Origin of the sequence: Acinetobacter sp. 226-1 (genome assembly GCF_030329325.1) — a bacterium.
GTDB lineage: Bacteria > Pseudomonadota > Gammaproteobacteria > Pseudomonadales > Moraxellaceae > Acinetobacter > Acinetobacter sichuanensis.
The window spans coordinates 363,882-377,291 of sequence record NZ_JACANU010000002.1 but is presented as its reverse complement, the minus strand read 5'-3'; the positions used below and the strand labels follow the sequence as shown (position 1 = coordinate 377,291).

The 13,410-nt window shown below is 35.2% G+C and carries 12 protein-coding genes and 3 tRNA genes; 11 read left to right on the top strand and 4 right to left on the bottom strand.

Features of this window, described 5'->3' with window-relative positions; translation table 11 throughout:
- Positions 1-199 precede the first annotated feature (199 nt).
- The 9 genes from HX124_RS05245 to HX124_RS05205 all read left to right on the top strand — a co-directional run bounded on the left by HX124_RS05245 (position 200) and on the right by HX124_RS05205 (position 6,024).
- A complete protein-coding gene (locus HX124_RS05245) occupies positions 200-1,474 on the top strand; it encodes a L,D-transpeptidase family protein (RefSeq protein WP_286382165.1) in 1,275 nt (424 codons plus the stop codon).
- A gap of 141 nt (positions 1,475-1,615) precedes the next feature.
- On the top strand, positions 1,616-2,443 hold the full coding sequence (locus HX124_RS05240) for an SIR2 family NAD-dependent protein deacylase (protein WP_286382164.1): 828 nt from the start codon (positions 1,616-1,618) through the stop codon (positions 2,441-2,443).
- Between the two features lie 160 nt (positions 2,444-2,603).
- Positions 2,604-3,293 (top strand): pirin family protein, encoded by a 690-nt coding sequence (locus HX124_RS05235; RefSeq protein WP_107006516.1) that lies wholly within the window; start codon positions 2,604-2,606, stop codon positions 3,291-3,293.
- Positions 3,294-3,626: 333 nt separating this feature from the next.
- Positions 3,627-3,702, top strand: a tRNA-Asn gene (locus tag HX124_RS05230).
- A 5-nt stretch (positions 3,703-3,707) separates the two neighbouring features.
- Positions 3,708-3,783: transfer RNA gene (locus HX124_RS05225), tRNA-Asn, on the top strand.
- 188 nt (positions 3,784-3,971) lie between these two features.
- Positions 3,972-4,523 carry a hypothetical protein gene (locus tag HX124_RS05220; protein ID WP_286382163.1) on the top strand — a complete coding sequence of 184 codons (552 nt, stop codon included), beginning with the start codon at positions 3,972-3,974 and terminating at the stop codon, positions 4,521-4,523.
- Positions 4,524-4,851: 328 nt separating this feature from the next.
- The gene (locus HX124_RS05215; protein ID WP_286382162.1) at positions 4,852-5,262 is read left to right on the top strand and encodes a hypothetical protein; all 411 of its coding nucleotides are present in this window, start codon (positions 4,852-4,854) and stop codon (positions 5,260-5,262) included.
- A 178-nt stretch (positions 5,263-5,440) separates the two neighbouring features.
- Positions 5,441-5,516 (top strand) — tRNA-Asn (locus HX124_RS05210).
- 58 nt (positions 5,517-5,574) lie between these two features.
- Positions 5,575-6,024, top strand: a complete 450-nt coding sequence (locus tag HX124_RS05205) for a DUF2726 domain-containing protein (RefSeq protein WP_286382161.1) — start codon at positions 5,575-5,577, stop codon at positions 6,022-6,024.
- A gap of 83 nt (positions 6,025-6,107) precedes the next feature.
- On the opposite strand, the gene rapA is transcribed toward HX124_RS05205, so the two are convergent.
- Positions 6,108-8,945, bottom strand: a complete 2,838-nt coding sequence (gene rapA / locus HX124_RS05200; RefSeq protein ID WP_286382160.1) for an RNA polymerase-associated protein RapA — start codon at positions 8,943-8,945, stop codon at positions 6,108-6,110.
- A gap of 141 nt (positions 8,946-9,086) precedes the next feature.
- Complete coding sequence (locus tag HX124_RS05195) at positions 9,087-9,731, bottom strand: RluA family pseudouridine synthase (protein WP_502872806.1); 645 nt, start codon at positions 9,729-9,731, stop codon at positions 9,087-9,089.
- A 471-nt stretch (positions 9,732-10,202) separates the two neighbouring features.
- On the opposite strand from HX124_RS05195, the gene HX124_RS05190 reads away from it, so the two are divergent.
- Both HX124_RS05190 and HX124_RS05185 read left to right on the top strand, forming a co-directional pair.
- Positions 10,203-10,907, top strand: coding sequence for a YidX family protein (locus HX124_RS05190; RefSeq protein WP_286382159.1), 705 nt, complete (start codon positions 10,203-10,205; stop codon positions 10,905-10,907).
- A gap of 61 nt (positions 10,908-10,968) precedes the next feature.
- The gene (locus tag HX124_RS05185; RefSeq protein WP_286382158.1) at positions 10,969-11,988 is read left to right on the top strand and encodes a hypothetical protein; all 1,020 of its coding nucleotides are present in this window, start codon (positions 10,969-10,971) and stop codon (positions 11,986-11,988) included.
- Between the two features lie 71 nt (positions 11,989-12,059).
- Here the strand turns inward: HX124_RS05185 and HX124_RS05180 are convergent, their stop codons facing one another.
- Positions 12,060-12,656 (bottom strand): GGDEF domain-containing protein, encoded by a 597-nt coding sequence (locus tag HX124_RS05180; RefSeq protein WP_286376497.1) that lies wholly within the window; start codon positions 12,654-12,656, stop codon positions 12,060-12,062.
- Positions 12,657-12,950: 294 nt separating this feature from the next.
- Entirely contained in the window at positions 12,951-13,370 is a 420-nt protein-coding gene (locus HX124_RS05175) for a GlcG/HbpS family heme-binding protein (RefSeq protein ID WP_286382157.1), read from the bottom strand.
- Positions 13,371-13,410: the final 40 nt, after the last annotated feature.

Below are 13,410 nucleotides of genomic sequence, written 5' to 3'. Positions count from 1 at the left end.
AAAAAAGCTTTCAAATATAAGCTTTTCTTCTCGACATTTTATTTTTCTACATATTCTTAAATTTTCTGTTTACTTTTGCTGGCTTTTATTTGCATAAAACGAGTATTTACACAAAACAACTACTGCATCTACATTTAAATTCTGCAATACTTATTCGGTTTTTATAAATCAATATGAATAATTCTTAAGGTTGAATTACATGTTCGTTCGCTCAATTCTTGCTTTGAGTTTAAGTTGTATATTAACAGGTACTGCATTTGCTGCACCTACAACTGCTGAGCAACCCTTAAAGCCAAGTAAAGTATCATCAGCAGTTGAAGATCCGATCGATCCTCTAGCTGTTGATTCATCTGCTGCATCTACCGTAAATACAGCAAGTGCTAGCGAAGCTCAAATTTCCCAACAAGAGCTTAATGACTTAGACCAAGCAGCTACAACGCTACAAAACCTAGAAAAGACTGAAGACAAGACTGCTGATACAGCAATTGCACCAAGTGCAAAAACGACTGAATCAAGCACAAGTGAAACAACAGCAACGCCTAAATCTCCATCTACAAATGCAGCTAAAGCATCATGGACTTTAGATGGCATTAACAATGCTGAATGGTATGAAAATATTGGGAAAGGTCAATTCCCTGTTTATGCTCGTGCGCATGTTATGCTGAACAACGCCCATGCTTCACCTGGTGCGATTGATGGTTCAAGTGGTATGAATACCCTAAAAGCTATTTCTTCATTTCAACAAATGAATGGCTTAAAACCTACTGGCGAACTGACCAAAGAAACTTGGGATGCTCTTGTTGCAAAACAAGGTGCTAAACCTGCATTTGTAGAGTACACCATCACAGATGCAGACTTGAAAGGTCCTTATGCTGCATCTATTCCACATGACTACGCTTTACAGGCAAAAATGAAAGGCTTGTACTACACGCGTGTAACAGAAATGTTGGGTGAAAAATTTCATATGGATGAGGATTTCTTAAAGAAACTAAATCCTAAAGCGAGCTTTAAAAAAGCTGGTGAAAAAATCATTGTCACCAACATTCGTAATGAACTACCTGAAAACATTCACCTCATTGTGGCACATAAAGGTGCTAAACAACTTTACTTGTTTAATGCACAAAACCAGATGGTAGGTTCATTCCCTGCAACGATTGGTAGCTCTGACACACCATCACCAACAGGGACATATAAAGTCACTGGCGTAGCACCAAATCCATGGTATAGCTATTCACCAAGTAACTTTGTACAAGGAAATAACCGTAAACCACTTTCTTTACCACCTGGTCCAAATGCGCCAGTAGGAAATATCTGGATCGGTTTAAGCAAAAAATCATTTGGTATTCACGGCACACCAAACCCATCTGCGATTTCAAAAACCGCATCTCATGGCTGTATTCGTTTAACCAACTGGGATGCTAATGATCTTGGTAAAAAAGTGAAATCTGGTGTCACGGTTAAATTCTTAGAATAATGTTGAAAAAATTTTTCACATGATTTCAAAACCAGTGTTGTTATACACTGGTTTTTTTATCTTAAATCATTTTGCTTTGACCTATACTTATCAAATAATAATCGATCATTTCTAACAAATATTTCATAGGTTTCAAATGCGATGTTAAATTCTCAACATATCTCAAAAATACAAAAGCTTTTTTCACATGCAGATAGCTTAATCATCACGGCAGGCGCTGGCATGGGCGTAGATTCTGGTTTGCCTGACTTTCGTGGTAATCATGGGATGTGGCAAGCTTATCCAGCCTTAGCTAAGCAACGTATGCAATTTACATCTATTGCAAATCCAAACGCATTTCAACAACAACCTCATCTTGCATGGGGTTTTTATGGGCATCGTTTAAAGTTATATCAAGAGACAATACCGCATCAGGGTTTTCATTTATTAAAAAAACTCAGTGTAATACTGCAACTCCCCTATTTTATTTTCACATCAAATGTGGATGGGCAATTTCAAAAAGCTGGTTTTGCTGAAAATCTGATTTATGAATGTCATGGCTCTATTCAACATTTACAATGCTTAAATGTATGCACTGCAAAAATTTGGACAACAGAAACATTAAACCCTCATATTGATCACATCCGTTGTGAATGGCTAGGTGAGTTACCGCACTGTCCTCACTGCCAAGCACTAGCACGACCTAATATTTTGATGTTTGATGATTATGATTGGATCGAGCGACGTAGTCAGCAGCAAAGACAAAATCTTAATGCTTGGCTCACGCAACACCATCGCCCTATAGTCATTGAACTAGGTGCAGGAACAGCCATTCCAACGGTACGGTATTTTAGTGAACGCTTTGCCCCTGCTGTCATTCGAATTAATCCTAGAGAAGCACAATTCTCATCAGCACAAGGTATTTCTTTAGAATATGGCGCGCTAGAAGGTATGCAAATGATTTTTCAAGCACTGAATTTAACTGAATAATTTAAATTTTAGCTTTTATTTATTGTTCTATAAATGCTGTTCATCAATCCCTTTCATCGTTCCAAATACACAACAATACGTTGCTACTTTAAGGTTTTAATCCATATTCTAGAAAGCTAATATGAACTCAAGTTAAAAAATAAAAATTTGGAGTTTCATCATGAATACATTTCTACATCGTAGTGAAGATCGTGGTCATGTCAAAGCAGGTTGGTTAGATACCAAACATAGTTTTTCGTTTGGTAGTTGGTATAACCCTAAATATATGGGTGTTGGTTCATTACGTGTTATCAATGACGATACCATTGCAGCACATAATGGATTTGGTACACATCCACATGACAATATGGAGATTTTGACTTGTGTACTCAAAGGCACAATTTCACACAAAGATAGTATGGGCAATGAGCGTCATATCAATGCAGGTGAATGGCAATTAATGAGTGCTGGTACAGGCGTACAACACAGTGAAGTCAATCAAGGCGATGAAGCTGTACATATGCTGCAAATCTGGGTAATGCCGAATGTACAAAATGCAGAGCCAAATTATCAACAAATTGAACGTGACCCACGTAAAACGCCCAACCAATGGCAATTAATTGTGGGACCAAATGACAATGCACCAATGCATATCCGCCAAGATGCTGAAATTAAAGCTGCTTATTTGGAAAAAGGTCATACACTTGAGGTTAAAGCAACTCAAAAATTTAACTATGTACATGTCATTGAAGGTGAAATTGATATCGCAGGGCAAACTTTGAAGGCAGGCGATGCTTATCTTTTTGATGAAGATGCAATGCTCAATGCCAATGAAAACAGTCAATTCATTTGGTTTGACTTAAACAACTAATGGTTTATTCAAAAATAAAACCTCCATATTGATTATGGAGGTTTTTTATATTGTGACGTTTAATTTTACGCTTCCAGACCACTCAGCTCTCATGCTTAGATTAAGTATGTATACACTTTATTCAAAAATAATTGAAACCTGTAACCATCCATTTTCATTGCAAATATGGATATTTTTCATAATCTTGCATAGTGAAAATCGCCTATTTAAACAACAAAATTCGTATTTTTTAAAATTTTTTCTAAAAAACGCATATTAATAAAGCAAACAATTCATTTCTGTACATTATCTTATTGACGAGTTGCCATTTCATCCCTAAAATGCGCATCAGATTCTCCAATAGCTCAGTCGGTAGAGCGACGGACTGTTAATCCGCAGGTCCCTGGTTCGAGCCCAGGTTGGAGAGCCATCTATTCTTCCATAGCTCAGTCGGTAGAGCGACGGACTGTTAATCCGCAGGTCCCTGGTTCGAGCCCAGGTGGAAGAGCCAGATTCTAAAAAGCCCACTCATTGCGAAGTGGGCTTTTTTTATTTTATGATTTAAAATTACATCATCAATAAATTGATTAAAACATAAATATGCCAGAAACTTATCATCTCTTTTATTTAAAGAAAAAAAATCTAAATAAATTTTTTCTTCCATTTTTTATTTTAATTTTTAGCTGTGCAACATTTATTATGACTGTAAATGCAATTGCACATCAAAGCATTATATATACAGCACTTGCCTTATTTTTTGGCTATATGATCTATATGTTTAGCTTTGCAACTTATCGTTTATTTAAAATCAAGACACCACACTTAAAAATTACACCTGAAGCCATTTATCATGAAGGAATCTGGAAAAAATCTGAATATATTAAATTTATCGATGTTATCTCTACGAACCTAAAATTACATACTATTTCGGGTCAATCAATATGTGACTTAGTACTGAATGACTGGGATATTAAAACACAACATAAAACGGGTTATGGAAAATACACAGCAATATTACGTATTCGAATTTTCCCTGAAAGCTATGCATCCATTAACCTAGATTTTGCTACATGGATCACGGTGCTTAAACGCATGAACACGCAACAACGTCAAACTATTATCCAACAATGGAATCAGGGTGAAAAACCTAACCTAAATGAATACTTATCCGAAAAAGATCTAAAATACTATCAAGAAAATAATGTCATTTTAATAGGAAATCATATTAAAATGACCTTGAAATCGAATTAAAAGAATTTATGTTCAGCTAGTAAAAGCAACCATCTATTTTCAACAATAACAACCTAATTCAGGTAATAATCTCTATTTCAATATGAATATCAAGACAAGCATTCTATTTAAAACTCAACTCTCCACAATTATTTTCAGTTTTTTAGGATTATATATTTTTGTATTTGTTTTTTATTTTATATTTAATGAATTACGATACCAAAAACCATTACTGAGTTTAATTGCAGCACTGATTGGATTTTTGCTTGTCGTTATTTCAATATATTATCTTTTATTTTTAATTCGTTTTGGCAAACCTTATCTACGTATTTCAAAACAACGATTTGAGGTGAGAACTTTATTTCATCATTTGGATATTTCGCTTGAAGACATCACACAAACAAATATTCAAGTAGAAGATATTAATTTTTTCCAAGCCACGGTGATATTACACCTTGATCAAAAACACATAGATGAAAAATTGAGTTTAACTCAGCAAAAAGTATATCAACATCATGCGATTTCTTTATTCTTTTTACCCAAAGATTCCCACTTCCAAGCTGTAACATTGCTTTCTATACTCTATGCCTTACCACTATTTAAACGAGACTCATTCATTCAGTCCTATCATCAAAACCCAGATTTTGATTTCAGCAATTTTTTAAGTCTTGAACAACGCCTTGAATTAGATTTACTGGGTTATTTATTAATTTCATCTCAGCAAAATCATAGTCTTGCTGACCATATTGAAAATTTGTAAAAATAAAAAATAGAGCATAGACCCCTCAATTTCCACTAAATCAAACATATTATTTTCAATACTTTTGCCACAAAACACGATAAATGGTTAATTTTATACCAAACAAGCTTTATTCCTCATAAATATTACATTTGCCTCTTGACCATACAGCCTTTCATCACTAAAATGCGTTCCAGATTCTCCAATAGCTCAGTCGGTAGAGCGACGGACTGTTAATCCGCAGGTCCCTGGTTCGAGCCCAGGTTGGAGAGCCAAATTACAAAAAGCCCACTCATAACGAAGTGGGCTTTTTCTTTTGAAATGAATGTATTTATGTTTAATTCACATGAGACTTTGTTTTTTATCATTGGGTGTCTTGCACTCATCGCCTTTTTAGTTATTTGCTTTGGTCAAAATTTGTTTCGTAAAAAGGAATATTATTCCAAACCTGTCATTACTGCTTTTGAGCAGAAAATGTTTCTACGTTTAAAAGAAGCTTTCCCTCAATATCATGTCTTAGCACAAGTGGCTTTTAGTGCGCTCATTACCGCAAATGAATATAAACTAAGATCTCGTTTTAATCGCAAAGTTACTGACTTTGTTATTTTAGATCAAAACTTTCGTGTATTGAGTATTATTGAACTTGATGATCCAAGTCATATTGGTCAAGAAAAACGAGATGCTGAACGAGATGCAATGTTTCATCAAGCAGGTTATCAAGTTTTGCGCTACACCAGTATTCCCTCAATACGCCAGCTGAAAAAAGATCTCCCTCATTCTTAAGTTATCTACCTCTTTGCCTGAGGTTATTTGATTATTTCAATGGCAAAAAAAAGCTCCCGAAGGAGCTTTAATTGATATAGAAATTAAGGTTTAACAACCACTAAGACTTGAATCGCTTCTGGTGTAACCGCCAACCCTTCTAACAATTCCAAACCTTCTTTTTGTAGTTTTTGTAAACGTGCAATTTCATCTTCACGAATACTTGGATTGAACTGTTTCAAATAAGTTAAACGATCAATTTCATATTGCCATTTGCTACCATAAATTTCTTTAGCTTGTTGTTTTAGCTCTGGCAATGCGCCTCTTGCAATTTCAAGTGCTTGCGTATAGCGTTTCTCAACGACTTCTCGACGTGCTTTCACCACTTGACGACAACTATTGCTATCTAAATGATGTAAATAAGGTTTTAAAATTTCAGGTGCGATTTTATTCGATAAATCCTGACCTTTTTCACTTAATAACACACGAATAAGTTGTGTTGGCAAACTCGAAGGTAAATTTAAAGCTTTTGGTGCAACCACATCAACTTTAAACCACACTTCAAGCAAGACAGAACCTTGTGGTAAAGCAGCCGATTTAAGCAAGGCAACATTCGTACTACCAAATGATTGTGTACGAATCATTTCCATCACACTTTCAGTAAATGGATGCTCTAAAGTGATGTATTGCGCATCTTCACGAATTTGCGCTTGATCACGATAGAAAGTTACGGTCATGCCTTCTTCATCAAGGTCTAAACCTTGCACTTGCATTTGATCTGTTGGCTTAATGATCACAGTGCCATTACTTTGCTCATCAAAATCAATGTTTGTAGATGCCATAAAACGCTTCATAAACATTGGTAACAATGTGTTGTCATCATAGTCTTCAAGTGCATTGACAATTTCTTGTGCAACCATAGGACGACAAGAGTTGTATTCTAACAAGCGGTCACGACCTTCTTGTAACTCATTTTCAAGTGCTTGGCGTTGAACATTAACAGCTTCAAGCAAGTCTTCAAAATCTTGACCTTTATCTGCCAATAAACAATCTTTTAAGTCAACAATAAAGTTTTCTTGCAAGGTTTGTGCTGTTGGAGAAATATTACTAAAAATATTCAATGCTTCGTTGTACCAACGGAACATACGTTCTTGTGCTGTTCCAACCAAATAAGGTACATGAATCTGAATACGATTTTCTTGACCAATACGATCTAAACGACCAATACGCTGCTCCAGTACATCTGGATTTGCTGGCAAGTCAAATAAAATTAAATCTGAAGCAAATTGGAAGTTACGCCCTTCTGAACCAATTTCAGAACAAAGTAAAATTTGCGCTCCATATGAGTCTTCAGCAAAATAAGCTGCTGCTTGGTCACGCTCAAGCAGGCTCATTCCCTCATGGAACATTGCTGTACGAATACCTGCATGAATACGCAAAGCATTTTCTAAAGCTTCAACCACAGGACCACTACGTGCAATAAGTAAAACTTTCTTATGTTTTAATTGCGTACGTAGCATCTCCATAATCCAAGATACACGTGGATCTGTTTCCATCCAAGCACCATCAAGTTGTGCTTCTTCAGGCCACATTTGCTCACGCAATTTACCATCTTTAGACCAGTTTTCTGGTGCAGGTAATGGCGCAGGCTGACAATCACGACCAGGGAAACCTTGAATTGCTTCACGAGTATTACGGAATAAAATACGCCCTGTACCATGACGGTCTAACAACTCATGAATAGCACGGAAACGTTGCTCAGGTTGATCTTCAATTGCATGACCTAAGAGCTTTTCAATTGCAGTAAAATGTTCAGCTTCTAATGGTAAATCAGACATCAACACTTCAGCAATTTTTGCAGTGTGATGATATTGCTCTTCCTCATCTAAGAAACGATCAAGTGAGCTAAAACGTTGTGGATCAAGCAAACGTAAACGTGCAAAATGACTCTCTACACCTAATTGTTCAGGTGTCGCAGTCAATAACAACACACCAGCCGTTTTTTCAGCAAATTCTTCAACTAGGTCATAACGGTCATTACCGCCTTCTTCTTCGCTCCACATCAAATGATGGGCTTCATCGACCACTAAAAGATCAAAACCTGCTTCAAGTGCTTGCTCACGCAAATCATCATGGTCAATCATCAAGTCAACAGAAGCAATAATACATTGCTCTGTTAAGAACGGATTCAGTTCAGGATCATGCTCTTTAATCGAAGCAGTACGCGTCAAATCAAATAAAGAAAAATTCAAATTGAAACGACGACGCATTTCAATCATCCACTGATACTGCAAAGAATCTGGCACTAAAATCAGAATACGTTCAGAACGACCTGTTTTTAACTGTTGATGAATAATCAAACCTGCTTCAATGGTTTTCCCCAAACCAACTTCATCAGCAAGGAGTACACGTGGTGCAAAACGCTTACCCACTTCATGAGCAATATAAAATTGGTGTGGAATCAAACCAACACGTGCACCAATCATGCCTCGTAATGGAGAGGTTTGCATTCCTGCTTGCATTTGCATTGCTTCAATGCGTAAGTCATACCATTCTTTATAATCAATTTGGCTTGCAAGCAAACGATCCAGTGGTTTAGATAACTGAATAGAAGCTCCAATACGCGTTTCATTTAAAGATTTGCGTTCTTCTGCGCCATCTGCCAACGTACGAATCACATTGTAACGTAAGACGCCATGACCGTCTTCAAGTGACTCTACTGACCATGTAGTGCCTTCTTGATCTTGAAGCTCATCGTTTACATTAAAAATAATACGAGATAAAGGAGCATTATTACGTGCATATACACGAGTTTCATCACTTTTGGGAAACAATATACTGATTGAACGCTCATCGACATCAATCAATACTCCCAGACCAAGTTCTGTTTCTGTATCTGATAACCAACGTTGACCTATAGCAAATTGTTGCAATTTTTCCACCTTTATCTCATGTTAGGACTGAAAAACAGTTGCTCAAATTAGGAGAATATTTGAACAAAGTTTAACCCCATTAAGCAATACTTTTTGACACAAAGCTCACCAAAAGAGTGAGCACATTCAATCTTTGTTAATAAAACCAAGTTAAAACGGAACTGGACAATAAAATTGTACATCCTCCTCTGTTTTAGGATGATGAAAACTCAACTGTTCCGCATGTAAACATAAACGCGGCATTAATATTTGTTGTTCTAGCGTTGCATATAAAGTATCGCCAATAATAGGATGTCCTAAAAACTGCATATGCACTCTAAGCTGATGTGAACGTCCTGTAATCGGCGTTAATTTTACTCGTGTTACAGCTTGCCCTTGTATTTCAAAATGCTCAATGCTTTGCCACTCTGTTAAAGCAGGCTTATTATTTTGAGGGTCAGCAATATGTAAAGGAGGATGTTCTGGGTCATAAACAACAGGAACATCAATTGTGCCTTGCCCGACTAAATGCCCAGCAACCACAGCTTGATAAGTTTTTGACGTTTGGCGTTCTTGAAACTGACGGGAAATACTTTTTTGTCCCCAACGAGACAAAGCAAAGACTAAAATACCTGATGTATCACGATCTAAACGATGGATAAGTAATGTTTTTGGTTCTATCTTTAATAAACGATTAATCACACAATCTTGTAAATCTTCTGTTTTGCCCGGAACAGTGAGAATACCCGCTGGCTTTGCAATCACCATAAAATCTTCATCACGATGTATCAGGTGTTCGGTTAGAAAATTACTCAAGGTTCAATTCCGCTGATCGTGCAAACAAGCAGGCAATGATAAGAATCTTAGCTTAAAAATACAATGAATATTTTCGTTTTTTCGATTGATTGCTCTAATTGACACAATCTAAAAGTAGAATAAGCTTTTAGACCGCCAAACAATTTCAATATTGTCATCTTTATAAAAAATATGTTTAGAATATTGAAAACGTTAATACGATGAAAACAAAAATGCATATCGGTACAACATCATATACAAATGATGCTGATTACATGAAAAAATTGTTTCAGGTCAATAAACATTCATCCAACACATTAAAAACTTAAATTAAAGATATTCAATCATTATATTTTGCCAACCCATACCATGAAAAACGATAAAAACATCTCAAAATTAGAAAATTTATCGATAATTTTGGCATCTTATAAACTTAACGGGCTATAACTTAAATGCTATAAACTAAATTGAAAATAATCAATGAGTATAAAAATGCTTACAGCACTCAAAAACCCTTTCCTTCCCCTCGCTTTAAGTACAGTTGTCCTCTTTACGACAGGATGTGCTACAAAAACACTTTTAGAAAAAGATGATGGTATACGCATACAAACAGTGCAAAAAACCTTAATTGAAGATTATGTCATCGCTTTTGGTAAACCATCGCAACCTTTAGCAAATCTACCTCAGGACAGTATTGTTATTGTTGGACAACAATATAGTTATGTTTTAACACATGGTGGAAATCGATTTGCAAAAGTAATTTCTGCACTTGATCCTAAAAATATACAAATCAAACGTTCTTTAGATTTTTCCTCACCTAAAAATGATGGAAAATTTGTGGGAACTGTGGAACTTTCCTATGTCAAACTTGCCGAAGATGTAAGCAAAGCTGACCGTGAGTTCTTTATTGAAAATGGTGCTGAAGAATGTACCAGTTCAAGCGATAAACGTATGGAGGCTCAACGTTTTTGCTTTGACATTAAACTTGCTGGCGTCGTATATCCCGCTGCAACCAACCGTGACTCTTTTAAAGCACTCAGTAAACCTTATCGTATAAGCATTTATACGCAACAACAAGAGAAAGACTATTCTGAAGTCGGTAGCAACGCAGCCAATAAATTAATGTTATTCCCTTTTGCTGTGGCATTTGATGTTGTGACTTTACCGTTCCAAGCGATTCACAAAATATTTGATTAATCATTTAAAGATATGCAGGATACTTATAGAATATCCTGCATAATTCCAAATATATTTAAATATGATTCCTTTTTCTTTTAGCTATTTATGGATTTTTTTTATTGCAGCAATAGGCAGCTTGGTTTTTTGCTTATTTGCAATCGGACTTATTTTTAGCGCTCAATGCCGTACCAAACTCAAAAATGGTAATATTTTCCTACAATCACTTTTTGTCACAAGTTGCTTATGTGTATTGCTCAGTATAGGTTTATTTTTTCTGGTTAAGAAAGCGCAACTTGAAGTTAAAACTGATCATGAAGCAACTTATCAAACCTTAACTTCACCACAAAATATTTTAGGTATTTCTATGCCAACAGGCACAGAACTTTATTTATTTGAAGCCAACAACCAAGAATCTTTTCGTGAGGCAACATTTCCAACACCCGTCGCTTTTGGTAATTTTCAAATTAATAATATACAAATTCCTAGAGGCTATGAATTAGAAATGTTTGATGATCGTTCAATTACCTTGCGTGGTAAAGGAGTTGATCAAATCGAGGGCTGGCAATGCAAACTTGAAAATTACATAAAAGTTTATTTAGATGAACAAGCAAATATTTCTGGCTTAGAATTTTGTATTTTAGCGAGTTCTGTCAAACTCAAACAAATTACCTTGCAAGCTGGAGCTGATATTCAACGTAGTAAATATTCAAAATACCCCGATGGATTTATTGCTCAAGATACTTGGCAAATCAGAAATCTGTTAACACACTACAAAAATATTTCGGTTGGGTGGGCAAATATTTATTTAGATAAAAATCATCAATTATTAGGCATCGAAAATGGCACACTTGCCAAAGATTTACATTTTGGCGGTATTGATTATCCTCAAGGAACAGAATTTAATTTTTTGCTTCATCCCCTAATTAAAAATCAAGAAACTTGGCTGTTTACACCACCAACAAATAAAACTGCAAAAGCAAAAGATGGAACCGTTTACACCGATCAACAAGCCATTTTGCACACCACTGATGGTCAAGTTTTAAAAATTTTAAATGCTAATGACGAAAAAATCATGGCACGTAGAAGTAATCACTCCTAAACGATTTTATATTTTTCAGGCAATGGATATTCCTATTTTTTTCTTTAAAAACAGGAATATCTATACTTCCATTAAGATAAACTTTGTGAGCCTGAATGAAAGCCTTGAGCCTGTATTTCAAAACGATTTTGATCTGCTTGTTGTAAAACCTCATGACTTTTTACATTTTGCTCAGAGACTGACATTCCATAACTTAATTCAGCATGAATCAATTTATTTTTTATTTTAATTGGATGACTCTTAATCACACCAAGTAAACGCTCAGCAATTTGGGCTATTTGTTGTTGATTAATATCATTTAAAATCAAAATAAATTCTGAATCACTGAAACGCCCAACCAAGTCCGTATCACGAATATTGTGACTCAGTTGATAAGCAACCGAAACCAAAACTTCATTGGTAACTTTTTGATTATATTCTTCATTTAATTTATTAAAATTATCAAGATTAAAAAGAATAATCCCGTATTGAATCAACTCTTGTGGATGTAACTCCTTTAAAAATTGATTAATTGCAAACTGGTTATATACACCTGTTAATGTATCTGTTTCTAAATCCTGATGTTTTTGATCCTTATGGATAAGTTTTGTAAACAAGGAATTTTTCAGAACTTGGTTGAGTAATCTATAAATTTTACGACGTTTTTCTGAATAAATTTTATTGCGCATACAATCCCCATCCCCATGGTTTTTTATTTTATCCTATCAATGTAGCAATTTATTCAATGATTTCCAAATCTAATTTTCAAGCAATTATTGATATATATAGCAATCAAAACCAAAAATGTGACCAGATTTACAATAAAATTAAAACAAAATTAACTAACATTTCTATTTAGTATAACTGAATAATAAAAGTTTGAGTATAGTTAATGAATTGAGAAATTCCTTTATTTTTATTTGAATAAGATAGATTGCAGTGAGATACAATCTACCTCATTTTAACAGCATAAATCATTTAATTTATGAAGAAAACTGAGCTAAGAAATTTTGAATTGCATATAACGCAATCTCTGCATCTTCAAATGATTTCACACCTGAAACACCGACAGCACCAACCAACTGCCCTGCATATAAAATAGGCTCGCCACCCTCTAGCATCCCTGAAAAAGTTTCCATGGTCAGAAAACCCATTTGACCATTTTTAATTAAATTTTCAAATAGACCTGAAGATTTACGGCTGATTGCAGAACATTTGGCTTTTTCCAAAGCAAGATTTGCAGTCATGGGTGCAGCGCCATCCATACGCTTCATCGCAAGTAAAGTTCCTGTTTCATCCACAATGACAATACTGACATTAAATTGTTTTTGAACCGCATATTGATGTGCATGATCCAATAAAAACTCACCATCTGCCAAAGTCAAATAATGTTTAGTTTGCATCCATTCATTCCTATTCAAAATTTAAGGAGTTCCCTCTCTT